23 protein-coding genes are annotated in these 25,323 nt (G+C 70.3%); 12 read left to right on the top strand and 11 right to left on the bottom strand.

Features of this window, described 5'->3' with window-relative positions; translation table 11 throughout:
- Positions 1-114 precede the first annotated feature (114 nt).
- The 6 genes from Pth03_RS01120 to Pth03_RS01095 all read left to right on the top strand — a co-directional run bounded on the left by Pth03_RS01120 (position 115) and on the right by Pth03_RS01095 (position 6,913).
- Positions 115-1,344 carry an ROK family transcriptional regulator gene (locus Pth03_RS01120; RefSeq protein WP_203942165.1) on the top strand — a complete coding sequence of 410 codons (1,230 nt, stop codon included), beginning with the start codon at positions 115-117 and terminating at the stop codon, positions 1,342-1,344.
- A 29-nt stretch (positions 1,345-1,373) separates the two neighbouring features.
- Positions 1,374-2,699: an extracellular solute-binding protein gene (locus tag Pth03_RS01115; protein WP_239118676.1), complete on the top strand. Its 1,326-nt coding sequence runs from the start codon at positions 1,374-1,376 to the stop codon at positions 2,697-2,699.
- Positions 2,700-2,703: 4 nt separating this feature from the next.
- Positions 2,704-3,669, top strand: coding sequence for a carbohydrate ABC transporter permease (locus Pth03_RS01110; RefSeq protein WP_203942163.1), 966 nt, complete (start codon positions 2,704-2,706; stop codon positions 3,667-3,669).
- Positions 3,666-4,550 (top strand): carbohydrate ABC transporter permease, encoded by an 885-nt coding sequence (locus Pth03_RS01105; protein ID WP_203942162.1) that lies wholly within the window; start codon positions 3,666-3,668, stop codon positions 4,548-4,550. The genes Pth03_RS01110 and Pth03_RS01105 overlap by 4 nt, the downstream gene beginning before the upstream one ends.
- A 93-nt stretch (positions 4,551-4,643) precedes the next feature.
- Positions 4,644-5,906 carry a 6-phospho-beta-glucosidase gene (locus tag Pth03_RS01100; protein WP_203942161.1) on the top strand — a complete coding sequence of 421 codons (1,263 nt, stop codon included), beginning with the start codon at positions 4,644-4,646 and terminating at the stop codon, positions 5,904-5,906.
- Positions 5,888-6,913: an N-acetylglucosamine kinase gene (locus Pth03_RS01095; protein ID WP_239118675.1), complete on the top strand. Its 1,026-nt coding sequence runs from the start codon at positions 5,888-5,890 to the stop codon at positions 6,911-6,913. The genes Pth03_RS01100 and Pth03_RS01095 overlap by 19 nt, the downstream gene beginning before the upstream one ends.
- A 38-nt stretch (positions 6,914-6,951) precedes the next feature.
- Here Pth03_RS01095 and Pth03_RS01090 read toward each other — a convergent pair whose 3' ends face one another.
- On the bottom strand, positions 6,952-7,431 hold the full coding sequence (locus Pth03_RS01090) for an Lrp/AsnC family transcriptional regulator (RefSeq protein WP_203942160.1): 480 nt from the start codon (positions 7,429-7,431) through the stop codon (positions 6,952-6,954).
- Between the two features lie 133 nt (positions 7,432-7,564).
- On the opposite strand from Pth03_RS01090, the gene Pth03_RS01085 reads away from it, so the two are divergent.
- The gene (locus Pth03_RS01085) at positions 7,565-8,239 is read left to right on the top strand and encodes an alpha/beta fold hydrolase (protein WP_203942159.1); all 675 of its coding nucleotides are present in this window, start codon (positions 7,565-7,567) and stop codon (positions 8,237-8,239) included.
- 12 nt (positions 8,240-8,251) lie between these two features.
- Here Pth03_RS01085 and Pth03_RS01080 read toward each other — a convergent pair whose 3' ends face one another.
- Entirely contained in the window at positions 8,252-9,409 is a 1,158-nt protein-coding gene (locus Pth03_RS01080) for an acyl-CoA dehydrogenase family protein (protein WP_203942158.1), read from the bottom strand.
- A gap of 120 nt (positions 9,410-9,529) precedes the next feature.
- Positions 9,530-10,636: a M24 family metallopeptidase gene (locus Pth03_RS01075; RefSeq protein ID WP_203942471.1), complete on the bottom strand. Its 1,107-nt coding sequence runs from the start codon at positions 10,634-10,636 to the stop codon at positions 9,530-9,532.
- A 450-nt stretch (positions 10,637-11,086) separates the two neighbouring features.
- Here Pth03_RS01075 and Pth03_RS01070 point away from each other — a divergent pair, with 450 nt between their 5' ends.
- From Pth03_RS01070 to Pth03_RS01060, 3 genes are read left to right on the top strand one after another with little or no spacing between them, the layout of a single operon-like run.
- Positions 11,087-12,241: a PP2C family protein-serine/threonine phosphatase gene (locus Pth03_RS01070; RefSeq protein ID WP_239118674.1), complete on the top strand. Its 1,155-nt coding sequence runs from the start codon at positions 11,087-11,089 to the stop codon at positions 12,239-12,241.
- Positions 12,242-12,286: 45 nt separating this feature from the next.
- Entirely contained in the window at positions 12,287-13,183 is an 897-nt protein-coding gene (locus tag Pth03_RS01065; RefSeq protein ID WP_203942469.1) for a 5'-3' exonuclease, read from the top strand.
- Positions 13,184-13,205: 22 nt separating this feature from the next.
- Positions 13,206-14,633, top strand: a complete 1,428-nt coding sequence (locus Pth03_RS01060) for an RNB domain-containing ribonuclease (protein WP_203942157.1) — start codon at positions 13,206-13,208, stop codon at positions 14,631-14,633.
- Positions 14,634-14,648: 15 nt separating this feature from the next.
- Here Pth03_RS01060 and Pth03_RS01055 read toward each other — a convergent pair whose 3' ends face one another.
- From Pth03_RS01055 to Pth03_RS01025, 7 genes are all read right to left on the bottom strand, one after another.
- Positions 14,649-17,366 carry a DEAD/DEAH box helicase gene (locus Pth03_RS01055; protein ID WP_203942156.1) on the bottom strand — a complete coding sequence of 906 codons (2,718 nt, stop codon included), beginning with the start codon at positions 17,364-17,366 and terminating at the stop codon, positions 14,649-14,651.
- 89 nt (positions 17,367-17,455) lie between these two features.
- Entirely contained in the window at positions 17,456-18,391 is a 936-nt protein-coding gene (locus Pth03_RS01050) for a diacylglycerol kinase (protein WP_203942155.1), read from the bottom strand.
- A gap of 36 nt (positions 18,392-18,427) precedes the next feature.
- Positions 18,428-19,285 (bottom strand): twin-arginine translocase subunit TatC, encoded by an 858-nt coding sequence (gene tatC, locus Pth03_RS01045; protein WP_203942154.1) that lies wholly within the window; start codon positions 19,283-19,285, stop codon positions 18,428-18,430.
- A 48-nt stretch (positions 19,286-19,333) separates the two neighbouring features.
- Entirely contained in the window at positions 19,334-19,672 is a 339-nt protein-coding gene (tatA, locus tag Pth03_RS01040) for a Sec-independent protein translocase subunit TatA (RefSeq protein ID WP_203942153.1), read from the bottom strand.
- A gap of 64 nt (positions 19,673-19,736) precedes the next feature.
- Positions 19,737-19,949, bottom strand: a complete 213-nt coding sequence (locus tag Pth03_RS01035; protein ID WP_203942152.1) for a hypothetical protein — start codon at positions 19,947-19,949, stop codon at positions 19,737-19,739.
- A gap of 47 nt (positions 19,950-19,996) precedes the next feature.
- Entirely contained in the window at positions 19,997-20,950 is a 954-nt protein-coding gene (locus Pth03_RS01030) for a helix-turn-helix transcriptional regulator (RefSeq protein WP_203942151.1), read from the bottom strand.
- A gap of 7 nt (positions 20,951-20,957) precedes the next feature.
- Complete coding sequence (locus Pth03_RS01025) at positions 20,958-21,926, bottom strand: helix-turn-helix transcriptional regulator (RefSeq protein ID WP_203942150.1); 969 nt, start codon at positions 21,924-21,926, stop codon at positions 20,958-20,960.
- Positions 21,927-21,965: 39 nt separating this feature from the next.
- On the opposite strand from Pth03_RS01025, the gene Pth03_RS01020 reads away from it, so the two are divergent.
- Positions 21,966-23,051 (top strand): DUF3866 family protein, encoded by a 1,086-nt coding sequence (locus Pth03_RS01020; RefSeq protein WP_203942149.1) that lies wholly within the window; start codon positions 21,966-21,968, stop codon positions 23,049-23,051.
- Between the two features lie 225 nt (positions 23,052-23,276).
- The gene (locus Pth03_RS01015; protein WP_275413003.1) at positions 23,277-24,272 is read left to right on the top strand and encodes a chitosanase; all 996 of its coding nucleotides are present in this window, start codon (positions 23,277-23,279) and stop codon (positions 24,270-24,272) included.
- A 67-nt stretch (positions 24,273-24,339) separates the two neighbouring features.
- Here Pth03_RS01015 and Pth03_RS01010 read toward each other — a convergent pair whose 3' ends face one another.
- Positions 24,340-25,311 carry an FKBP-type peptidyl-prolyl cis-trans isomerase gene (locus tag Pth03_RS01010; RefSeq protein ID WP_203942148.1) on the bottom strand — a complete coding sequence of 324 codons (972 nt, stop codon included), beginning with the start codon at positions 25,309-25,311 and terminating at the stop codon, positions 24,340-24,342.
- Positions 25,312-25,323 lie beyond the last annotated feature (12 nt).

Raw genomic sequence — 25,323 nt, 5'->3', positions numbered from 1 at the left:
GGTCACAGGTCGATTTCGGGGGCATTCGGGCACTTGACGTGCGCAAAGGCAACTACTTACCGTCTCTCCCCAAGTTAGGAAACTTTCCTAACTCCCCCCTTCGAAGGACGAGACGTGAGCCAGCCGACCCCCGGGACGCCCAGCCTCCTCCGCGCCATCAACGACCGCGCGGCGCTGATGGTCCTGCTGGAGCGCGGCCCGCTCACCCGTCCCGAACTGGGGGCCCTCACCGGCCTGTCCAAGCCGACCGCCTCGCAGCTGCTTGCCCGCCTCCAGGAGGCGGGCCTGGTCGTGCTCGACGGCATCCGCGAGGGCCTGCCCGGCCGTACGGCCGAGCTGTACCGGATCAACCCCAGGGCCGCACATGTGGCGGCGCTGGACGTGACCCCGGCCCGGATCGCCGTGACCGTCGCCGACATCGCCGGAGCCGCCGTCGCGGAACACCGCCTGGCCACTCCCGGCAGGGCGGGCGGCGACGTCGTCGAGAAGGTGCGTGCCGCGCTCGCGGGGGCGTGCGCGGACGCCGGGGTGGATCCCGCAGGCCTGAGCCGGGTCATCATCGGCATCGGCGGCGCGATCGACCCCTCGACCGGCAGGCTCGGATATGCCGCGCACATCCCCGGGTGGCACATCCCTGACCTGGTCGGAACGCTCAGGGACGGCCTCGGTGTGCCGGTCGACATCGAGAACGACGTGAACCTGGTCGCCCAGGCCGAGCAGACCCGGGGAGCCGCCAGGGGCCACCAGGACTACGTGCTCCTGTGGGCCGACCAAGGCCTCGGCTCGGCCCTGGTGCTGGGCGGCAGGCTGCACAGAGGCGCCACAGGCGGCGCGGGCGAGATCGGATACATGCCCGTCATCGGCGCACCGACCGCCCGTGACGTCGGCAAACGCTCCGATCACGGGTTCCAGGCGCTTTCCGGGGGCCCTGCCGTACTCAAGCTTCTCCGCGCGCACGGGCTGCGCGGGTCGACGCCCTCCGCTGCCGTGCAGAACGCGATCAAGGCCGTCGACGGCGGAGGCCCGCAGGCCGGCAGCGCACGCGAGGCGTTGCGCGAGCTCGCCCGGCGCCTGGCGCTCGGGCTGGCCGCGATCACGGCGGTCGTCGATCCGGAGATCGTCGTGTTGTCCGGCGAGGTGCTGCTGTCCGGCGGGGAGGCCCTGCGCGCGCTCATCGAGCAGGAGTTGCACGCGCTGACCATCCCCCGGCCGGCGTTGCGCCTTTCCTCGGTCGACGGCAACCCCGTCATCGCCGGCGGGCTCGACCTCGCGCTCGCCGCCGCACGAGACGAACTGTTCGGCGCCGTCAACCGGCGCGACCGCATGAACTCTGTCCCCTCCTGAAACCCACCATGCACATAGGAGGCACCCCTGTGAAACGACTGCTGGCCCTGTCCGCCGCGGCCGGTCTGTTCCTGGTGACCGGCTGTACGGCCGGCACCGAGTCGAGCGCGCCGAACGTCGGCGCGAGCTCCACCAACCACGATCCGGTCACGATCGAGTTCTGGCACGGTTTCAGCGCCGACAACGAGCTCAAGGCCTTCCAGGACACCCTCGAAGGCTTCAAGAAGCAGTACCCCTGGATCACCGTCAACGCCACCAAGGCCGTCCAGGACGACCAGATCATCCAGTCGGTCCGCGGCGGCAACCCGCCCGACGTGGCCCTGTCGTTCACGACCGACAGCGTGGCCCAGTTCTGCAAGGCCAACATCTTCCAGGACCTCAACCCGTACCTGACCGCCAGCAAGATCAACCCGAGCACGCTCTTCCCCAAGGTCATCGACGAATACACGCAATACGCGGGTAAGCGGTGCGTGCTGCCGATGCTGGCCGACACCTACGGCCTCTACTACAACAAGAAGCTGATGAAGGGGAACCAGCCTCCCAAGACCCTGAGCGAGCTGGCCGATCTCGCCAAGAAGCTCACGGTCAAGGACTCCAGCGGCAACATCAAGGTCGCCGGGTTCGTCCCGACCAGCCAGATGTACGAGAACGCGCCCATCCACACGGGCGTGATGGTCGGCGCGAAGTGGACCAACCCGGACGGCACCTCCGCGATCGGCTCCGACCCCGCCTGGAAGTCCCTGCTGACCTGGCAGAAGGACCTGACCGACTGGTACGGCTACGACAAGATCGAGAAGTTCCGCAAGAGCTTCGGCGACGAATGGTCGGCCGACAACCCGTTCAACAAGGGTCAGGTCGCGATGGCCATCGACGGCGAGTGGCGCAACGCCATGCTCGCCGCCGACGCGCCCGACCTGGACTACGGCACCGCCCCCATGCCGGTCGCCGACGACCAGGCGCAGCGGTACGGCGCGGGCTTCATCGCGGGCACGGTCATCGGCATCCCGCGGGGCGCCAAGAACCCCGAGGCGGCCTGGGACCTGGTCAAGTACCTCAGCACCGACACCGACGCGCTGGTGACGCTGTCCAACGCGATCCGCAACGTGCCGAGCACGCTGCCCGCGCTGCAGTCGCCCAACCTGAAGAAGGACCCGAACTTCCAGACCTTCCTCGACATCTTCGCCAACCCGAACAGCACCACGCTGCCGGCCCACATCAACTCGGCCTTCAACCAGCAGACGCTGCAGGAGGCTCAGATCAAGTGGGAGGCCGGCCGGGCGCCCGATGTGAACGCCCTGCTCGCCGACGTGGACAAGAAGATCAACGACAAGCTGAAGCTGACCGCGGGCGGCTGATCCGATGGCAACTGCGACGCTCGGGCGACGCGGGAAGGCGGTGCCGTTCCAGAGGAGGGAACGGCGCCGCGCCAACCTCCGCGCCCTGCTCTACCTGTCCCCGTGGATCATCGGCTTCTCGATCTTCTTCATCTATCCGCTGATCTCCACGGTGTACTTCTCCTTCCAGCGCTACGACATGTTCACCCTGGAACCGGTGGGCCTGCTCAACTGGAAGTACTTCCTGCACGACGACGCCGCCTGGACCTCGATCAAGAACACGCTCTGGCTCGTCGTGGTGATGGTCCCGCTGCGGGTCCTCTTCGGCCTCGGCGTGGCCCAGCTGGTCACCAAGCTCAAGGCCGGCGCCGGGGTCTTCCGCACCATCTTCTACCTGCCGTCGCTCGTGCCGGTGGTGGCCGGGACGCTCGGGTTCGTCTACCTGCTCAACCCCGGCACCGGCCCGGTCCAGGCGATCTTGGGCGCGGTCGGCATCCCGTCGCCGGACTGGTTCGGCGACCCCGCGTGGTCGAAGTGGGGCCTCACCCTGCTCGCGCTGTGGTCCGTGGGCGACCTGATGGTCATCTTCATGGCCGCCCTGCTGGACGTGCCGAAACAGCTCTACGAGGCCGCCGCGCTCGACGGGGCCGGCGCGTGGCAGCAGTTCACGCGGATCACCCTGCCGGTCATCCGCCCGGTGGTGATGTTCTCCGCCGTGACCGGGGTCATCCAGACCCTGCAGTACTTCACCCAGGCGATGGTGGCGGCGCGAGTCGCCTCGGGCGCCACCGACTCGGCGGGCTCGGTGTTCACCCCCGGCTACCCCGACGGGTCGACGCTGACCTTCCCCGAATGGCTGTTCCAGGAGGGCTTCCGGGACTTCGCCATGGGGTACGCCTGTGTCCTCGCGCTGATCCTGTTCGCCGTCTCGATGATCTTCACCCTGATCCTGCTGCGGCAGTTCCGGGGCTTCTCGGAGGAGGAGGCATGACCGCGACGCTCGCTCCCGAGACGATCGCCCGGCGACCCGCGGCGAGCACGCGCTCCCCCCGGGGCCGCGCGCTGCTCTACTGGATCGCCAAGCACGCGATCGCCGTGGCTTTGTCGATCATGTTCCTGGGGCCGCTGGTCTTCATCATCCTGACGGCGTTCATGAGCAACCGTCAGGCGCTCACGTCGCAGCTGTGGCCCCAGACCTGGAACTGGAGCAACTTCGCGGACATCTTCGAGAAGGCGCCGCTGCTGACCTGGATCAGCAACACGATCATGTACTCGGTGCTGGCCACCGTGTTCATGCTCGTGTCGTCGATCCCCGTGGCGTACGCGCTGGCGAAGTTCCGCTTCCGCGGCAGGAAGCTGGCCTTCCTGCTCGTCATCACGACGATGATGCTGCCGCCCCAGGTCGTCGCCGTGCCCATCTATCTGATCTGGGCGCGCTTCCACCTGACCGGCACGCTGTGGCCGCTGATCATCCCGATGCTCCTCGGGGACGCGTTCTCGATCTTCCTGCTGCGCCAGTTCCTGGTGACGATCCCGCGGGAGTACTCCGACGCGGCCAGGGTCGACGGGTGCAGCGAGTTCCGGACGCTCATCAGGGTGATCCTCCCGATGGCGCGGCCGGCCATCGCCGCAGTGGGCCTGTTCCAGTTCTTCTTCTGCTGGAACGACTACTACGGCCCCCTCCTGTACGCAGGAACCGACCAGAGTCATTGGACCCTGTCCCTGGGGCTGGCGGCTTTCAAATCGCAGCACAGCACCCAGTGGAACCTCACCATGGCCGCCACCATCCTGGCGATGGCACCCGTGATCATCGTCTTCTTCTTCGCCCAGAAGGTCTTCATCGAAGGGGTGAAGCTGACCGGGGTGAAGTAGGCCGTTAAAGAGATCAACGTATCGTCAAGCTGTGAATCTTGAAGGGAGGATGGCGCGCCCGGCCGTCACACCGGCCCGCGCGCCATACGCATCATGAAACTCGCCGTTGTCGGGGGCGGTTCCACCTACACGCCGGAACTGATCGACGGGTTCGCCCGCCTGCGCGACGAACTGCCCCTGTCGGAGATCACTCTCGTCGACCCGGACGTGCGCCGCCTGGAGCTCGTCGGCGGGATGGCCGAGCGCATGCTCGCCCGGGCCGGCCACCCGGCCAAGGTCCGCACCACCACCGTGGTCGAGGAAGGAGTCGCGGGAGCGGGAGCCGTACTGCTGCAGCTGCGCGTCGGCGGGCAGGCCGCCAGGAACGTCGACGAGACGCTCCCCCTCGAATGCGGATGCATCGGGCAGGAGACGACCGGTGCGGGCGGCCTGGCCAAGGCGTTGCGCACCGTCCCGGTGGTGCTCGACATCGCCGAGAAGGTACGCAAGCACGCGCCCGGCGCCTGGATCGTCGACTTCACCAACCCCGTCGGCATCGTCACCAAGGCCCTGCTCGACGCGGGTCACCGCGCCATCGGGCTGTGCAACGTGGCGATCGGCTTCCAGCGCCGCTTCGCCGCCGGGCTCGGGGTCTCCCCCGACCGGATCCAGCTCGGGCACGTCGGGCTCAACCACCTCACCTGGGAGCGCTCGGTGCTGCTCGACGGCGAGGACGTGCTGCCGCGGATCCTCGCCGAGCACGGTGAGGAGATCGCCCCCAGCGTCGGGCTGCCGGTCGAGCTGATCCGCCACCTCGGCGTGGTGCCGTCGTACTACCTGCGGTACTTCTACGAGCACGACCTCGTGGTCGAGGAGGAGCGATCCAAGCCGTCCCGCGCGGCCGAGGTCGCGGCCATGGAGGCCACCCTTCTGGAGATGTACGGCGACCCCTCCGTCGACACCAAGCCCGCGCTGCTGGAAAAGCGCGGGGGCGCGTTCTACTCCGAGGCCGCCGTCGCCCTGATCGCCTCCCTGGTCAACGACCGGGGCGACGTCCAGGTCGTCAACACCCTCAACAACGGCACGCTGCCGTTCCTCGACGACGACGCCGTGATCGAGGTGCCCGCGACCGTCGGCGCCGGCGGTGCCACCCCCCTCCCCGTCGACCCGGTCGAGCCGCTCTACCGGGGCCTCATCGCCCACGTCTCCGCCTACGAGACGCTGGCCATCGACGCGGCGCTGCGGGGCGGCGAGGAGCGCGTCAAGGACGCCCTGCTGTGCCACCCGCTGATCGGCCAAGCCTCGCTGTCGGGTGAGCTGGCCCGCCGCCTGATCGAGGCCAACCGAACGTTCCTGCCGTGGGCGGGTTCGCTGTGACCGCTGCCGAGGGGCCGGGACTGCGCACGATCCTCGCGGTGGACGGCGGCAACAGCAAGACCGACGTCGCCCTGGTACGCGAGGACGGCACGGTCCTGGCGACCGGGCGCGGTCCCGCCTTCATGCCGCAGAGCGCGGGCGTGGCGGCGGCGATCGACGTGATCGGCGACACCGTACGGCAGGCCCTGCCCGAAGCCGGCACGCCGTACGCCGACCACATCGCCGCCTATGTCGCGGGGGCGGACCTGCCGATCGAGGAGGACCGGCTCCGCGACGAGCTCCTCGCCCGCGGCTACGGGCGCGATGTCGTCGTGAGCAACGACACCTTCGCCCTGCTGCGGGCCGGGGCGAGCTCGTCGTGGGGCGTGGCGGTGGTCTGCGGCGCCGGCATCAACGCGGTGGGCGTCTCCCCCGCCGGGGAGGTCGCGCGTTTCCCCGCGCTCGGCCGCATCAGCGGCGACTGGGGCGGCGGCTACGGGCTCGGCGAGGAGGCCCTGTGGCACGCCGCGCGGGCCGAGGACGGCCGGGGGCCCGCCACGGCCCTGACAAACGTCGTCCGCGACTGCTTCGGCACAGCGACGGTCGAGGAGGCGATCGTCGCGCTGCACTTCGGCGAGCAGCCCGTCGCGCGCCTGCACGAACTGGTCGCCCCGCTGCTGGCGGCGGCCTACCACGACGCCATCGCCCGTTCGCTCGTCGAACGGCTGGCGGAGGAGATCGCCGTCCTCGGCGTCGTCCCGATGCGGCGGCTCGGCCTGCTCGGCGGCCCGTGCGAGGTCGTGCTCGGCGGCGGCGTGCTTACGGCGGGCGACGACCAGCTCATGTCGCTGATCGAGCGGCGATACGCCGCCGCGGCTCCCCACGCGCGGCTGATCGTCACCGCCTTGCCCCCGATCGTGGGCGCCGCCCTGCTCGGGCTCGACCGCCTGGGCGCTCCCCCGGAGGCCTACGACCGGGTTCGGGCACACCTCGGGTCCCCGGACGCGGTCCCCGCCCCGGCGGGCTGACCGTCCCGGACCCGCCGGGCACTGGCGCCGTCAGTCAGTCAGTGCCCGGCGTCGCCGCCTTCGGGCTCCCCGGCGTCCGCCGTTCCCGGCGACCGGTAGTCGTAGGGCGTGCTGAGGACGACCGTGGTGCGCGTGCTGACGTTGGCCGAGGCCCTGATCTGCTGCAGAAGCTCCTCGAGGGCGAGCGGTGAGGCGACGCGTACCTTGAGGATGTAGCTCTCCTCGCCGGCCACGCTGTGGCACGCCTCGATGGCCGGCAGATGGCTGAGCCGTTCCGGCGCGTCGTCGGGCGCGGCGGTGTCGTTCGGCTTGATCGATACGAACGCCGTCAGAGGCAGGCCGATCTCGTCGTAGTCGACGAGCGCGGTGTAACCACGGATGACCCCGCGCTTCTCCAGCCGGCGCACCCGCTGGTGTACGGCCGAGACCGACAACCCGGTCTCCTTGGCCAGATCCGTGAAGCTCATCCGGCCGTCCTTCGCCAGCAGCGTCACGATTCGACGATCGATCTCTTCCACCCCTGTAACGGTAGTGCCGCCCAAACCACGCCGTGTCCGGAAGTGGTCACGGCATGATTCCATCCAATCCCAGCCATGACGCCGAAAGCGGAACCCGTGGCGACCATAAATACGCGAACGGCACCATGAAGGCATGCACGTAGTGGAAGTGAACGGAATCCGGCTGGCCTATGACAGCGCGGGAGATGCCGCCTCGCCTCCCGTGGTGCTCCTCCACGGACGCGGATACGACCACACCCACTGGGCGGGCGTCAGCGGGCCCCTGTCGCGCTCGTGGCGCGTTCACGCGGTCGACCTGCGCGGCCACGGCCGCAGCGACTGGCCGGGCGCCTACGGCCTTGACGCGATACGCGACGACGTCATCGGCCTGCTCGGGCACCTCGGATCCCGGCCCGCCGCGGTGATCGGCCACTCCCTCGGCGGCATGGTCGCGTGCCTGGTCGCCCGCCGGCGTCCCGATCTCGTCGATCGCCTCGTGCTCGTGGACGTGCCGGTGCCGCTGCCCGCCGACGTCCAGGTGCCCGACCGGCCCGCCGGCGCCCTGCCGTACGACTGGGCGATGGTCGAGCAGACGACCCGCCACCGCCGGGAGCCCGACCCGACATGGGCGGGCGAGCTGGGCTTGATCACGTCCCCGACGCTGATGCTGGCCGGAGGGCCGGAAAGCCACATCCCGCAGGATCATGTCGCCGATCTCGCCGCCCGCATCCCCGGCGCCCGGCTCCTCACCGTCGGCGGCGGGCACGACGTCCACACCGCCCGCCCGCAGGAGTTCCTGTCGGCCGTCACCACCTTCCTGCGCGAATAGGCCGAATCGCCGCTACGACCGGTCGTCTTTAGCGATGGTGCGGCCGATGACCAGGCGCTGGATCTGGTTGGTGCCCTCGACGATCTGCAGCACCTTCGCCTCGCGCATGTGCCGTTCTACCGGGAAGTCCTCCACGTACCCGTACCCGCCGAGCACCTGTACGGCGTCCGTCGTGACCTTCATGCACATGTCGGAGGCCAGCAGCTTGGCCATCGCCGCCTTCGTCCCGTACGGCCGGCCGGCGTCGCGCAGCCTCGCCGCCTCCAGATAGAGCGCCCGCGCCGCCGCGATGGACGTCGCCATGTCGGCGAGCATGAAGGCCACGCCCTGGTGGTCGACGAGCCGGACCCCGAACTGGCGGCGTTCGCGGGCATAGGCGGAGGCGACGTCGAAGGCGGCCTGGGCGACACCGACGGCGCACGCCGCGATGCCGAGCCTGCCGCCGTCGAGGGCGGCCAGCGCGATCCGGAAGCCGTCGCCCTCCGAGCCGATCAGCGACCCGTGTAAGGGAAGGCGTACGCCGTCGAAACGCACCTGGGCCGTCGGCGACGACCGCATGCCCATCTTCCGCTCCGGCGTCCCGAAGCTGAGACCCTCGAGGCCGGCCGGGACGTGGAAGCAGGAGACGCCGCGCGGGCCGTCTCCCGACGTGCGCGCCATCAGCGTGTAGAAGTCCGCGACCCCGCCGTGGGTGATCCACGCCTTGACCCCGTCGACCCGATACCCGTCGGCGTCGGGGACGGCCCGCGTCGACAGTGCGGCCGCGTCCGAACCCGACTGGGGCTCCGACAGGCAGTAGGCCCCCAGGAGCTCTCCCCCGATCAGTGAGGGCAGGAGCTCGGCCCGCTGGGCGGCGTCGCCGTACGCGGAGACGGGGAAGCAGGACAGGGTGTGCACCGAGACGCCGAGCCCGACCGCCAGCCACGCCCCGGCGAGCTCCTCGACGACCTGCAGATACACCTCGTACGGCTGGCCGGCGCCGCCGTACTCCTCGGGATAGGGCAGGCCCAGCAACCCGGACGACCCCAGCAGCGTGAACAGGTCGCGGGGGAACCGGCCCGCCGCCTCGTCGGCCGCCGCCCGTGGCGCGACCTCCTTGGCGGCCAGCTCGCGGACGAGATCGAGCAGGTCATGGGCTTCAGGCGTAGGCAGAACTCGGTCGACGGTCATCGCAATGCACTCCTACCCGGTGGGGTACGGCTCTCGCAGGACAGGCCGGAAAACAAAAGGCGGCCGGGATCGCCGGCCGCCAAGATTGTTACATTCGCCTACGGGCTTTGCCCAGGCCTGTCACACGATTACAAGATCGTGCGTGGTGTTGTTGAGCCGCTCGCCGGCAGTCTCACCGCAGATGACGATGTCCTCGATGCGGGCCCCGTGCCTGCCGGCCATGTAGATGCCGGGCTCGACGGAGAAGGCGAATCCCGGCTCGACCAGTTCTGAGTTGCCCGCGACGATGTAGGGCTCCTCATGGGTCTCCAGGCCGATGCCGTGGCCGGTCCGGTGGATGAAGTAGTCGCCGAAGCCGGCCTCCGCGATCACCTCGCGCGCCGCGGCGTCGATGGACTCGCAGGTCACGCCGGGGCGCACGTGCGCGCACGCCGCCTCCTGCGCCTGCTTGAGCACCTCGTAGTAGGCCGCGAACTCGGCCGGCGGCTCGCCCACGGAGTAGACCCGGGTCGAGTCCGAGCAGTAGCCGGACGGCATCATCCCGCCGATGTCGACGACGACGGGCTCACCCGTCTGGATCATCCGGTCGGACAGCTCGTGGTGCGGGCTCGCGCCGTTGGGCCCGGAGCCGACGATCACGAAGTCGACGGTGGCGTGGCCCGCGGCCATGATGGCCTCGGCGATGTCCCTGCCCACTTCGCGCTCGGTCCGGCCGGCCTTGAGGAACTGCGGCACCAGCTCGTGGACGGCGTCGATGGCCGCCCCCGCCTCGGCGAGCGCGGCGGCCTCGGCCGGCGACTTGCGCATACGCAGCTCACGCATCACACCGCCGGCGAGCTTCTGCTCGGCCCCGGGCATGGCCTCGCGGAACCGCAGCGACTGCATCGCCCACATCCGGTCGGCCAGCCCGACGGAGCCGACCGCGCCCAGCCGCTCGGCGACCAGAGCGTGCGGGTCGTCCGTCTCGTCCCAGGGCACGAACTCGATGCCGAGCCTCGACGCCGGGGAGTGCTCGGCGGCGGGAAGCTCCAGACGCGGGACGACCAGGAAGGGCTCCCCCGCGGCCGGCACGACCAGGCAGGTGAGCCGCTCCAACGGCATCGCCTCGTATCCGGTCACGTACCGCAGATCCGGCCCCGGAGTGAGCAGCAGGGCGCCGAGGCCCGAGCGCAGCGTGGCCTCCTTGACCTCGGCGAGCCGGGTCACGGGATACAGGTCAGAGGACATGGTTTTCACGGGCCCAATCTAACGACGAGCCGCCCGCGGCGCCGTTCCGGGTGGCACGACACGACACACGGTCGGCCCGCCGCGCACTCGCCGCATCCGCCGGGCGCCCTCCACGAGCCGCACGGCTCTTTCTCCTCCCGCGTAGGGAAAAACCCATCCCGAGTGACAAAGACTACTGCTACGCTCCGCGCAAGGACGCTTACTGTCCGCATCTAATATGTCCTAAATTAAGCATCTTTGAGAGCGAGATACATGGTCGGCGTAGCGGGTGGCCCACAGCCGCCCCTCCCTCCCGCGGACGGCCGCGACACCGGTGCGCTACCCTGCACCATCCCCGACAACACCATCACCGCAACCCTTGTGAACCCCGGCGACCCACCGGGCGGGTCCGTCCCGGTCCCCACGCCGTCCCGGGAAACACGATCGGAGCACCGGCAGCCCCGTGTTCCGGTGCCGGGCCCCTTCGACGACGGCCTCCTCATGCTCGCGCAGCGCGAGAGCGAGATGGGCTGGGGGCACTGGGACCTGACCACAGGCGAGGCCTCCTGGTCCGAGCACATGTACACGATCTTCGGCAGGGACGCCGGAGATGGCCCCATCAGCCTCCTCGACCTGCCCGCGCACGCCGATCCCGACGACCGGGCCCCGCTCGACCGCGCGCTCGCCCAGATCGTCCGGCTCAACGGCGACGGCGCCGAGCCGGTGCGGGCCGAGTTCCGGATCCACAGGGGCGACGACGTCAGAGACCTGAGTGCCGTCCTCGAGCCCGCCGCCGCAGGCGTGCGCGGCGTCATCAGGGACGTGACCGTCCGGCGCCGGGCTGAGCGGGTGCTGGAGGAGTCCACGCGGGCGCTGCTCGAGGTCAGCAGGCAGGCCGCTCAGGAGCAGCAAATCATGGCCGCGCTGCGCGACGCGATCCTCCCGGGCCATGGCACCTCGATCACCCTGCCCTACGCGAGCATCGCCGTACGGTATGTCCCGGCCGAGAAGGCGGCCAGCCTCGGCGGTGACTGGTACGAGGCGACCCGGCTTCCCGGTGGCCGGATGTTCCTGGCCGTCGGCGACGTCTCCGGCCACGGCCTGCCCGCCATCGCGGAGATGGCCCAGCTCCGGCACGCGCTCGTCGGCCTCACCATGACGGGCGCCACCCCCGGCCTCCTGCTGGCCTGGCTCAACGCCCTGGTGCTCAACCGGCTCGACGACACGACCGCGACCGTCGTCTGCGGCTACTACGACCCGCCGACCCGGGTGTTCACCTGGGCTCAGGCCGGCCATCTGGCCCCCATCCTCGTACGGCACGGCCAGGCCGAGCAGTTGGCCGCCCCGCACGGGGTTGTGCTGGGGGCGACCTCGGGCCAGCCGTACTCGGTGGCGGAGATCCGGCTGGAGCCCGGCGACCTGCTGCTGATGTTCACCGACGGGCTGATCGAACGGCGTTGCCGCGACATCGGGGAGGGCCTGGAGCTCACCCTCCAGGCGGCGGGGGAGATCTGGGAGCACGGGGAGGGGCTGGAGGGGAGCCTCGACCGGCTGATCGAGGAGATCGGCGGCCCCAACCCGGAGGACGACACCTGTCTCCTGGCGGTGAGCGTTCTCGGTTCCTGACTCGCCCCGTGACGTGGCGCCGGGCGCGACAATGGACGGGTGCTGATGCTTCTCGACACCCCGTCTCTCTACTTCCGCGCCTACTACGGCGTGCCCGAGTCGATGACCGCGCCGGACGGCATGCCGGTCAACGCGGTGCGCGGGCTGATCGACATGATCGCGACGCTGGTGCGGCAACACTCCCCCGCCGAGCTGGTGGCCTGTATGGACGCCGACTGGCGGCCGGCCTTCCGGGTGGCGGCCATCCCGACGTACAAGGCGCACCGGGTCGCCACGGGCAATGAGGAGGAGGTGCCCGACACCCTGGTGCCGCAGGTGCCCGTCATCGAGGCCGTGCTCGACGCGCTGGGCATCGCCCGCATCGGCGTGGCCGGGTACGAGGCGGACGACGTGATCGGAACGCTCGCCACCCGGGCGTCCGGCGCCGTCGACATCGTCACCGGTGACCGGGATCTTTTTCAGCTCGTCGACGACGCGAAACCCTGCCGGGCCCTTTACACAGTAAGGGGGATTCGTAACCTTCAAGTGGTCGATGAGGCATTCGTCGCGCAGAAGTACGGCATTCCCGGCCGGACGTACGCCGACTTCGCGACGCTGCGCGGCGACCCCAGCGACGGCCTGCCCGGTGTCGCCGGCATCGGCGAGAAGACCGCCGCCGCTCTGATCACGCGGTTCGGCTCCCTCTCGGCGCTGCTGACCGCGCTCGACGAGGGCGTCACCGACGGGTTCCCCGCGGGGGCACGGGCCAAGCTCCTGGCGGCGCGCGACTATCTCGCCGTGGCGCCCGCCGTCGTCGAGGTGGCCCCCGACGCGCCCGTGCCGGACGTCGACCTCACCTGTCCCGCCAAACCCCGCGACCCCGAGGGCCTGGTCGCCCTGGCCGACCGCTACGGCCTCGACGGCCCGCTCAACCGGCTGCTGTCCGCCCTCGCCGACCGCTGACCGAGGACAGTAGGTTGGGCGAATGCCCCACCCGACCATCCGCCTCCCGCGGCGGCACGAGGACGACTTCGCCGCCGGCCTGGCCCGCGTCCGCCACGAATATCACCTGCCGGACGCCTTCCCGCCCGGCGTGCTGGACGAGGCGGAGCGGGTCGCCCGGGGGCCTGTGACGCCCGCTGAGGACCGCACCGACCTGCCGCTGCTCACCATCGATCCGCCCGGGTCCATGGACCTCGACCAGGCCCTGTGCATCGAGAGCCGGGCGGGCGGCTACCGCGTCTGGTACGCCATCGCCGACGTCGCCGCGTTCGTGCGTCCCGGCGGGGCGATCGACGAGGAGGCCGGGAAGCGCGGCGAGACCGTCTATCTTCCCGACTCCCGCGTTCCGCTCCACCCCCCTGTGCTCTCGGAGGGCGCGGCCAGCCTGCTGCCGGGCCAGGCCCGCCCCGCCGCGCTGTGGTGCATCGATCTCGACTCCGGCGGTCAGACGGTCGGCGTCGATCTCCGCAGAGCGCTGGTCCGCAGCCGCGAACGGCTCGACTACGAGACCGTCCAGGCCGCCGTCGACTCGGGCGGAGCCGAGGGCACGCTGAAGCTCCTCGCCGAGGTCGGACCGCTGCGGATCGCCCTGGAGCGGGAAAGAGGCGGGGTGAGCCTGCCGACCCCCGAGCAGGAGGTCGTCCACGACGGCGCGGGATACGCCGTCGAGCTGCGCACCGGGCTCGCGTCCGAGTCGTGGAACGCACAGATCTCGCTGCTCACGGGCATGGCGGCGGCGCAGCTGATGCTCGACGCGGGCGTCGGCGTGCTGCGCGTGCTTCCGCAGGCCTCACCGCGTGACACCCTCAAGGCCCACCGCGTCGCCACGGCGCTCGGCGTGCCCTGGCCGGCGGGCCGGCCGTACGGAGACGTCGTGCACGGGCTCGATCCCACGATCCCGGGCCACGCGGCCTTCCTCCGCGAGTCACGCGTCCTGCTCAGGGGAGCGGCATACGCCGCCTTCGACGGGGCGGCGCCGCGCGTCACCACGCATGCCGCCGTGGCTGCGCCGTACGCGCACGTGACGGCGCCCCTGCGGCGCCTGGTCGACCGCTACGCGACCGAGGTGTGCCTCGCGGTCACGGCGGGCGAGCCCGTCCCGGAACCGATCAGAAGGGCGCTCGCCCTCCTGCCCGGCCAGATGGAGGCCGCGAACAGGAGGACCGGCGGCGTCGAACGCGCCTGCGTCGACCTGGTCGAGGCCACGGTATTGCGGCATCGGGTGGGCGAGTCGTTCGACGCCGTGGTCATCGACGTCGACGAGGGGCGACCCGGCGGCCAGGTGCAGGTGACCGACCCCGCGGTGATCGCACGCTGCGACGGCGACCGCCTGCCTCTCGGCGAGCGGGTCCGGGTACGGCTCACGCGAGCCGACCCGGCCACCCGCGAGGTGCGGTTCGCCCTCGCCTGAGCGGGGCCGAGCCGCTCAGGCGACGGACGAGTAGGCCACCACGCCCCGGCGCATGGCGTCGATCGCCTTGTTCGCGCTGTCCCTGACCTTGCTGCCCTTGGGCGCGGCGTCCTTGATCTGCCCGAGCAGGTCGAGCAGCTGCTTGACCCAGCGCACGAAGTCACCTGCGGCCATGTCGCCGTCGGTCAGCACCGCGTCGAGGGTGTGACCCCGCGCCCAGCGGAACGCCACCCAGGCGAAGCCCAGATCGGGCTCCCTGATGAACGACAACCCGTGGTCCTGCTCGACGGCTTCCAGCTCGCCCCACAGGCGCGTCATGGAGGCGAGCGCCTCACGCACGCCCCCCGCGGGGATCTTGGGGCTGCGCGCGTCGTCGGACTGCCGCGCCTCGAACACCAGGGACGACACGCACGCGGCCAGCTCGGCCGGGTCGAGGCCCTCCCACACGCCGGCGCGCAGACACTCCGAAGTGAGCAGGTCCAGCTCGGTGTAGAGCTGGGCCAGCCGCCTGCCCTCCTGGGTGACGTGCTCCCCGTCCAGATATCCGAGCTGGTCGAGCACGCCGCACACCTTGTCGAAGGTGCGGGCGATCACATGGGAGCGGCTCTCCACCCGGCGGCGCAGCGCCTCGGTCTCCCGGTACAGCTTGTGGTAGCGCTCTCCCCAGCGCGCGTGGTCCTCACGCTCGTCGCAGCCGTGGCACGGATGCCGGCGGAGCTCCACCCGCAGGCGGCTGATCTCGTCGTCCTCGGTCGTGTGGTCCCGCGCCCTGACGGGCTTGCCGAGGTCGCGGTCGCCGAGCTTGGCGTGCATGGTGGCGACCAGGTTGGCCCTCTCCTTGGGCGACCTGGCGTTGAAGTTCTTCGGGATCCTGATCGTCTCGACCGGCTCGACGGGCACCGGAAAGTCCGCGGGCGATAAACGCTTCACCTGCCTGCCGATGGTCAGCACGAGAGGCGAGGGACCCTCGCCGCCGCGGACGTTGACCCCGGGGTCGAGCACGACGGCCAAGCCGGCGCGCCGCCCGCCCGGCACCCGGATCACGTCGCCGGGCTTGAGCGCCTCCAGCGACTGGGCGGCCTGCGCCCGCCGGGCCGAGCCCCGCTGGCGCGACAGCTCGGCCTCCCGGTCCGACAGCCGCCGGCGCAGCGCCGCGTACTCCGGGAAGTCGCCCAGATGGCACGTCATGGCGTCGGCGTATCCCTCGAGCGCCTGCTCGGCCTTCCTCAGCTGCCTGGCCAGGCCGACGACGGCACGGTCCGCCTGGAACTGGGCGAAGGAGTCCTCAAGGAGGGTTCGCGCCCGCTCCCGGCCGACCTGGCCGACCAGGTTGACCGCCATGTTGTAGGACGGCTGGAAGCTGGAGCGCAGCGGGTAGGTGCGGGTGCTGGCGAGGCCGGCGACGCTCAGCGGGTCCATGCCCGGTTGCCAGACGACGACGGCGTGGCCCTCCACGTCGATGCCGCGCCGCCCCGCCCGGCCGGTCAGCTGGGTGTACTCGCCCGGCGTCAGGTCGGCGTGGGTCTCGCCGTTCCACTTGTCGAGCTTCTCGATCACGACCGACCTCGCGGGCATGTTGATGCCCAGGGCGAGCGTCTCGGTCGCGAAGACCGCCTTCACCAGGCCCCTGGTGAACAGCTCCTCCACGACCTCCTTGAAGGCGGGCAGCATGCCGGCGTGGTGGGCCGCCAGGCCGCGCTCCAGGCAGTCGCGCCATTCCAGGTAGCCGAGCACCGCCAGATCCTCGTCCGGCAGGTGGGCGGTGCGCTCGTCCACGATCTGGCGGATCTCGTGGCGTTCGCTGTCGGTGGTCAGCCGCAGACCGGCGTGCAGGCACTGCATGACCGCGGCGTCGCAGCCCGCCCGGGAGAAGATGAACGTGATCGCGGGCAGCAGGCCCTCGGTGTCGAGTTTCTCGATCACGTCGGCCCTGTTGGAGCCGTTGACCCTGCCGGGCCGGTTGTAGCCCCGCTTGCCGCGCGCCTGGGCGAGCCGCATCTCGTCGCGGGAGATCCGCATCAGCGTGGGGTTGATCCGCAGGGTGTCGTCGCCCTCGTTGACGAACAGGTCGTACATCCGGTGCCCCACCAGCATGTGCTGCCACAGCGGCACCGGACGGACCTCGTCGACGATGACCGTGGTGTCGCCCCTGACCGCTCCGAGCCACTCGCCGAACTCCTCGGCGTTGCTGACGGTCGCCGACAGTGCCGCCACGCGAACCGACTCGGGAAGGTGGATGATCACCTCTTCCCATACCGCCCCGCGGAACCGGTCGGCGAGGTAGTGCACCTCGTCCATGACGACGTAGCCGAGGCCGGCGAGCGTGCCCGACCCGGCGTAGAGCATGTTGCGCAGGACCTCGGTGGTCATGACCACGATCGGGGCCTCGCCGTTGACGCTGTTGTCGCCCGTCAGCAGGCCCACCTTGGCCGCGCCGTAGCGTTTGACGAGGTCGTTGAACTTCTGGTTCGACAACGCCTTGATCGGCGTCGTGTAGAAGCACTTGCGGCCCTGCTCGAGGGCGAGGTGGACGGCGAACTCGCCGACCACCGTCTTGCCCGACCCCGTGGGAGCGGCGACCAGGACTCCGTCGCCCGCTTCGAGCGCCTGGCAGGCGTCGAGCTGGAACTCGTCGAGGTCGAAGTCGTACAGGCCGCGGAACGAGGCCAGAGCGGGCCCATGCCCGGTCTGCTCACTCCGGAAAGCGGCGTAGCGTTCCGCCGGCGTGCTCATGCTCTCTCCCCGCTTACCGGCTCGCCGGAGCATTCATGGACGTGTCAGGCCTGCTACCCCATTCGCTCCGCTCGCTCATGGGGTCAACCCTACCGATAACCGGATTCCGGACCGTCCGTCCGCGCAGGGGCCATCATGCGAAGCGCCCCTGGGACGATCACGCACGACAGCGGAGCAGGTCCGACGCGCTCCCCGTCGGCGTAGGCGATCACGCCGGCGGCCTCCAGCGTCACGCTCCGCGCCCGCCGTACGGTCACACCGGGATGGCCGACGTGCGCGCCCCGGTAGACCCGCGGGAACACGCGGAGGAACTCCGACCGGGGCATCGCGCCCAGGATCAGCACGTCGAGGAGGCCGTCGTCCGGCCGGGCGTCCGGGCAGACCCGCATGCCCGCGCCGTAGGAGGAGGTGTTGGCCACGGCCGCCAGCACGGCCTCCTGCTCGACGGCCTCGCCGTCGAGGGTGATCGTGAAGGGGATCGGCGCGTACGACCGCAGTTCCCGCATCAGGGCCACCAGATACCTGGCCATCCCCGGGGGCCAGGTCATCGTGTTGGCCCGCTCGTTGACCTTGGAGTCGAACCCGCAGGCCATGACGCCTGCGAACCACTCACCGGAGCCGGGGTCGCCGCCGAGCCTGGCGGCGTCGATCGCGCGGGTCGTCCCGTCGGCCACCATGCCGGCCACGATGCCCGCCGCCGAGAGAGGATCCCTGCGTGGAATGCCGAGCGCTGCGGCGATGTCGTTGCCGGTGCCCGCAGGGATGATCCCGAACGGCACGGGCGTCCCCGCGACCGCCTGGAGCGCCAGATGGACCAGCCCGTCACCGCCGAATGCGACGAGCGCGCCGGGGGCCTCGGCGACGGCGGAGACGGCCCGTTCACGGGCGTCCTCCGCCGACGTGCCGACGATCACCGACACGCGCCGCCCGCTCTGTTCGAGCCGCCGGATGACGGGATCGAGGATCCGCATCGTGCGGCCGCCGCGGGCGGCGGGATTCACCAGGACGACGATCTCACCGGGCACATCCGGAACCTATTGCGGAATCCCGGTGCGATCTAGTCACTCCGTGGGACCGACATGGGCCGACGGGCCGTCGAGTTCCTCTTCGAGAGCCTGTGCCCGCGCGGCCTCGACCGCGTCCTTCCTGCGGTCGTGGAAGTACATGAAGATTTCCGCGACGAAGAACAGCAAAACCATGGGGGCGGCCAGGGCCAGCATCGTGAACGGATCCTGGCTCGGCGTCGCCACGGCGGCGAACACGAAGAGCAAGAAGACGATCATCCGCTGGTGCTTGGACACCACCGAGAAACGCAGCACACCGATGACGTTGAGGAACACCATCAGCAGCGGCATCAGGAACGACACGCCGAAGACGACCAGCATCAGGATGAGGAACCCGAGGTAGTCGTCCACGTTGATCAGCGGGATGGCGTTGTTGGGCACGAAGCTCAACAGGAGCGCCAGCCCCCGGTCCATCGTGAGGTAGGCCAAGGCGGCCCCGGCGCCGAACAGCGGGACGGCCAGGCCCAGGAACCCGAGAGAGTAGCGCCTCTCGTTCCGGTAGAGGCCGGGCGTGATGAAGGCCCAGACCTGGTAAAGCCAGATCGGCGCGCTGACGACCGCCCCGAAGATGAGGGCCACCTTCAGGTTGATGAAGAAACCGTCGAGCACACCGTTGACGACCAGGGAGCAACTGCTGCCACCGGTGATCTTGTACGCCGCGGGCAGGCGACAGAACGGGCCCGTCATGAACTTCCAGATCGGGTCGAAGAAGACGAACCCGATCGCCGTGCCCGCGACGAGGCCCAAGATCATCTTGAACACGCGGTTCCGGAGCTCACGGATGTGATCCATGAGCGACATCCGGCCGTCGTCATCCGTGGGAGCCTGCGAGCTCGACCGCTTCAGCAGCGCCATCTCAGTGAACCTGCTCCGGGGGTGGGGGCCATGTCAGGGCCCGGACGATCAGCTGGACCTCTGGTCGTTCTGCGTCTGCGACAGCGGAACACCGTTGACCGTGGTCTCGGAGGTGGCCTTGAGGCGGCGGTTCTCCTCCTCGAGAGTGCGCAGGCGCTCCTCGACCGACGGGGTCGCCGCGTTCACCTGCTGCGGGGCAACGGGCTCGGCCTGCGTCCTGACGACCGTAGGAGCCTCGCTGTCCTCCTTCAGGTTGCTGGTCTCCTTCTTGAACAGCCGCAGCGACTGCCCAAGAGCCCTGGCGGTGTCGGGAAGCCTCTTGGCCCCGAACAACAGCAGCACAACCACAGCGATGATGATCAGCTCAGTCGGACCGAGGTTCGACATCATAGTTTCCTTAGAACGCAGGGGTCGTTTCTCTCATCGATCGTACGCGCACCTGGCACCGCTGTTACCCTCGCCCTTCCCTGTTCGCACCGATTGCCACACGCTGTTCATCGGAGCGTTCACCGGAAAACTCACCGGAGAAAGGCGCCAGGCGCTGCCGTGCGCGGTCGATCTCGAGGCCCAGCCCTCGTGCCGCCACGAAGACCCGGGCGGACAGGAACCCCAGTACAGAGAGCCCTGCCATGGCCAGGCCCACCGCCACGAAGATCCATGTCATGCCCGACATGCTAACCGCCCGCGCGGCCCGGCTCCATAGTCACCCGGTCAGGCCACCGAGTCGTAATTGGCCAAAGCCGCCTTCGCCGTCTCCGCGACGCGGTCCGCCAGCGACGCCGGCGACAGCACCCTGCCGCTGTCGCCTAGCCGGAGCGCGAGCCGTACGAGCCAGGACTGATCCCGGGCGCGCAGCGACACCCGGAGCCTGCCCTCACCGAGCTCGACGATCTCCTCGCAGGGGTAGTACTCGGCCACCCACCTGCCCGCCGCGGTGACCTCGAGCTCGACGAGCTCGTCACTGTCGGAAGGCCGGAAGACGCCCTCGGTGACGTCCATGGGCTCGGCCTCCGCCGGCGGGTTCGCGGCCACGTCGAGCACGTCGACCTCGACGATCCTGTCGAGGCGGAACATGCGCATCGCCTCAGCCCGGTAGCACCACCCCTCCAGGTAGTGCCGCCCGTCCACCACGACGACGCGCATCGGGTCGACCTCGCGCGGCGTGATCTCGTCGCGGCCCGGCACGTAGTAGTGCAGGGACAGCCGCCTGCGCCTGCGCGTCGCGTCCGTGATCACCGAGTGGGCGCCGGGAGCCGCGCCGACCTCCACTTGAACCTGGCTGCTCACCGCCGCCGCGCCGTCTCCGGCCGCCTGCTCCAGCTTCGCGATCACACGCGACAGCACGTCGCGGCCCTCGAACTCGGGCAGCTCGTCCAGCATGCGCAGGGCGACGAGCAGGGCGCTGGCCTCGTCGACGCCCAGTTTCAGGGGCCTGGCGATCGTCTCGGCGTTCTCGATCGTGATCTCGCCGCCGTCCCACGACACGTCGATCAGATCGCCGGGGGTGTGCCCGGGCAGGCCGCACATCCACACGAGCTGGAGATCGTCGACGAGCTGCTTCTCGGACAGCCCGAACAGCTGCGCCACCTCGGGCACCTGGGCGCCCGGATGCGACATCAGGTACGGCACGAGCGCGAGCAGCCGGGGCAGCCGGTCGGAACTCATCTGGCGGTCACCTTTCACATCCGTGGTCGCCCGACGTCTGAAGCGCACCCTTCAGCCTGCGGATCACGGCCTCACGGGCGTCCGGGGGATCCAGCACCTCCACGTCGGCCCCGAGGCTGGCGATCCAGCCCGCGAGCCGCTCGGGGTCGGCGAAGGTGACCTCCACCTCGTCCCACCCGCCGGACCCGGTCCGTTCGGCCACGGCGGCGTGCCGCAGGCCCAGGCCGGTGCCCTGCCGGACCTTGATCAGGGCGATCCTCTCGTTGGGCGCCTCCTGGAAGCCCACCATGGACCGCAGGTCGACGTCCTCGGGCACGGTGACGGCGCCGGGACGGCCGACCGTCGAGACGGGGCCGGCGATCCGGCTCAGGCGGAAGACCCGGGGAGCGCCGCGATCCCGGTCATGGCCGACGGTGTACCACCGGCCGCCTCTGCTCACCACGCCCCACGGCTCGACCGTCCGGGTGAGCACCGACTCGCTGCCCGCCGACCGGTAGGGGAACGTCACCGCGCGACGGTCGCGGACCGCCTCCCACAGTGCGGGGAAGGCGGCGTCCCGGGTGTCCACCCGCAGTTCCAGAGGGCTGTCGGCGAGATCGGTCCGCACTCCCCCGGCCTGGAGCTTCAGCAGCGCGCCGCTGGCCGCCTCCGCCAGGCTGGCCCGCTGCCACACCTGGGCGGCGAGTCCGATGACCGCGGCCTCGTCGGGCTCCAGAATGATCTCGGGAAGCTCGTAGGCCTGCCGGACGATCCGGTAGCCGGGATCGTCCTCCCAGGGGTCCCTCTGGACGTCGATGGGAATGCCGATCTCACGAAGCTCGTTCTTGTCGCGCTCGAACATGCGCTGGAACGCCTCGTCGTTGTCCGGGTCGTACCCGGGAACGGCCTGCCTGATCTGCTCGGCGCTCAGCGGCCGCTGCGTCGCGAGCAGGCAGATCACCAGATTGAGCAGCCGCTCGGTCTTCCGCCGCGACATCGGGCCTCCCCTCCAATCGAGAACGCTACCCTTTTCGGCGTGATCAGATGGCGCAAGGGCGAGGTGACCAGAGTCCGGCGGGAATGGCCCGGGGCGGTGGAGCTCGACGTCTCCCTCGCCGAGGGCGAGTTCCGGGCGCTTGCCTACCCCTCGCTGGTGGGACGCCCGGAGCCGGGCGACATCGTGCTGCTCAACACGACCGCGCTCGCCATGGGCCTCGGTACGGGAGGCTACGCCATGGTGGTGGCCGTTCCGGACCGTTTGCCGGAAGATCCCTCCGGCCCGGGCCACCTGGTCAAGGCGCGCTACACCCCGCTGCAGGCCACGGTGCTCGGCGCCGACGAGCAGGACTCCCCTCACCACGAGGTGTTGAGAGACGCCGACTCGATCGACGGCATGCCGGTGGTCGTCGCCGACCTCCACTCGGCCCTCCCCGCGATCCTGTGCGGCCTGTACTCCTCCCGGCCGGGCCTGCGGGTCGCCTACGTCATGCTGGACGGTGGAGCGCTCCCCGCCTGGTTCTCCATGTCCTGCGCCCAGCTGCGCTCGCACGACTGGCTGTGCGGCGTGGTCACGGTGGGGCAGTCCTTCGGCGGCGACGTCGAGGCCGTCACGCTCCACACCGGCCTCCTGGCCGCCCGGCACGTGCTGAACGCCGACGTCGCCGTCGTCACCCAGGGACCGGGTAACCTCGGCACCGGCACACGATGGGGCTTCTCGGGAGTTTCCGCCGGTGAGGCCGTCAACGCCGCCTCCGTCCTGTCGGGACGCCCCGTGGCGGCCCTCAGGGTCAGCGAAGGCGACAAACGGGAACGGCACGTCGGGGTCTCGCACCACTCCCTCACCGCATACGGACGGGTCGCGCTGGCGCCTGCCCAGGTCGTCGTCCCCGACCTTCCCGGGCCTTTCGGCGCGAAGGTGCGCGAGCAGGCCGAGGCCCTGGCCGTACGGCACGAACTGGTGCACGTCCCGGTCGACGGGCTGTATGAGGCCCTGCGCGAGTCGCCCGTGCGCCTGTCCACCATGGGCCGCGGCCTCGACGAGGATCTCGCGTACTTCCTGACCTCCGCGGCGGCGGGACGCCACACCGCATCCCTGCCGGCCTCCTCCGATCCCGGCGCCTGACGCGTTTCCGAGGCCGCGGGTCATGACGACGTTGACAGGGGCACCCGCTTACGCTTTATTAGGAAACCTTCCTAACTAACCCCCCGAACCCGCCACCCCCCTTCTCGACCGCTCCCCCGCAGTCTCCGTGGCCGCTCGCGGCGAGAAACGGCGGAGAACGGAGCGACGTCCGTGACGGACCCGCGCACCCGTACCCCCTGGCGAGCCCCCCGGCGAGGCGCTCTAATGCTCGCTGCGAGCCTCGCCGTACTGCCCCAGGCAGCTTGTTCGGCGGTCGAGGCCGCCCCGGCCACGGTGGCCCCTGTCACGACCGTCTCACCAAGCGGTACGGCCGAGCCGGGTGTGGCGAGCCCCGTCTCGGCCACCCGTGAGCCCGTCCGCGCGACGAAGAGCCCGGGCGGCACGAAGGACACTGGAGACACCAAGACCACGGCCGACAAGAGCACGGGTGGCGCCACGAGCAGGGCGAACACGCGCGCACCGAAGAGCGGCGCCGGCACGAAGGCCGCGTCCGACCTGGCCGACCCGGACAAGAAGGAGATCGCGATGGAGCTCGTCTCCAGCGCGGAGAACTCCTCGCTGGACTGGAAGGCGCAGTACAAGTACATCGAGGACATCGACGACGGCCGTGGCTACACCGGCGGGATCATCGGCTTCTGCTCCGGCACCGGCGACATGCTGGACCTCGTCGAGTTGTACGCCCGGCGCAAGCCCGGCAACGTGCTCGCGCCCTACCTGCCCGCGTTGCGCAAGGTGAACGGCACCGACTCGCACAAGGGCCTGGATCCGAACTTCACCAAGGACTGGCGCAAGGCCGCCGCCGACCCCGCCTTCCAGCAGGCGCAGAACGACGAACGCGACCGCGTCTACTTCAACCCGGCCGTCGGGCAGGCCAAGGCCGACGGCCTGCGCGCGCTGGGCCAGTTCATCTATTACGACGGGATCGTCATGCACGGGCCCGGCGACGACGCCGTCAGCTTCGGCGGCATCCGCAGGACGGCGATGAAGAAGGCCAGGACGCCGGCGCAGGGCGGCGACGAGGTCGCCTACCTCAACGCCTTCCTGGACGCGCGGAAGGCGGCGATGAAGACCGAGGAGGCGCACAGTGACACCAGCAGGGTCGACACCGCGCAACGTGTCTTCCTCAAGGCCGGCAACCTCGACCTCGACCCGCCGCTGACCTGGAAGGTCTACGGCGACAGCTACCACATCGGCGGCTGACCGCCCGCCGGCCCCGCAACGACGAAGAGGCCCTCCGGAAGGGAGGGCCTCTTCGTGGTCCGACCGGTCAGACGGCGCCGAGCACGTCGACCAGGAAGACCAGGGTGTCGGTGCCCTTGATGCCGCCCTGCGGGTTGCCCTGGGAGCCGTAGCCGAGGTCCGGCGGAACGGAGATCAGCACCCGGCTGCCCACCGGGACGCCGGTGAGGCCCTGCGACCAGCCCTTGATGACCTGGTTGAGGGGGAAGGTGGCCGGCGTGTTCCGCGCCCAGCTGGAGTCGAACTCCTTGTCGGTGCCCCAGATCTTGCCCGTGTAGTGGGCGAGGACCATCTGGTCGGCCTTGACGGCCGGGCCGGAGCCCTTGATCAGCGTCTTGACGACGAGGTCCTTCGGCGGCTTCGCGTCGGTCTTGGTCGTCAGCGTCGGAGCCTTTTCGCCGCCGGGGCTGTCCACCTTCACACCGTCGATCGACGAGTCGACGGCCGTGCCCGAGGCGGCCTTCGGCATGGACGACTCCACATCGATGACCAGCACCTGGGACGAGGTGTTGAAGTCGGTTCCCTGGGACTGCGCCTGGGTGATCTGCTCGGGCGACAGGTTGTCCTTGCTGACCACCGCGAGCACGCGGCCGCCCGGCTTGGCTCCCTGCAGCGCCTGGAACAGCGCCTTCGGCAGCTGGGCGGAGCTGACGGTCACGAACTCCGAGTGGCCCTGGTCGTAGTCGGAGCTCGACGCCTTGTTCTGCTTGCCGTCCCAGTCGTAGATGGTCACCTTGGCCTTGAGGATGTCGCCGTCCTTCACGGCCTGCCCGGTGCCCGCGAGGATGATCTTCGACGAGGAGGTGAGCGGAGGCTTGCCCGCCGGGAACGCGACGACCGGCTTGGCGCCCGCCGCTCCCGTCACCTTGATGCCGTCGGCTGACGCCGTCGCCGCGTTCGCGGCAGAGCTCGGGCTGGCAGTGGTGCTCGTCTGGCTGCCACACGCCGCGGCGAGCAGCAACGGAAGAGCAGCGGCGGCTATTGCCGTACGGCGGCGCATGTGAAATCCCTC

The organism is Planotetraspora thailandica (assembly GCF_016863335.1).
In the GTDB taxonomy this organism is placed as follows: domain Bacteria; phylum Actinomycetota; class Actinomycetes; order Streptosporangiales; family Streptosporangiaceae; genus Planotetraspora; species Planotetraspora thailandica.
The sequence above is the reverse complement of the archived record's forward strand: the minus strand, read 5'-3'. Positions and strand labels throughout refer to the sequence as shown.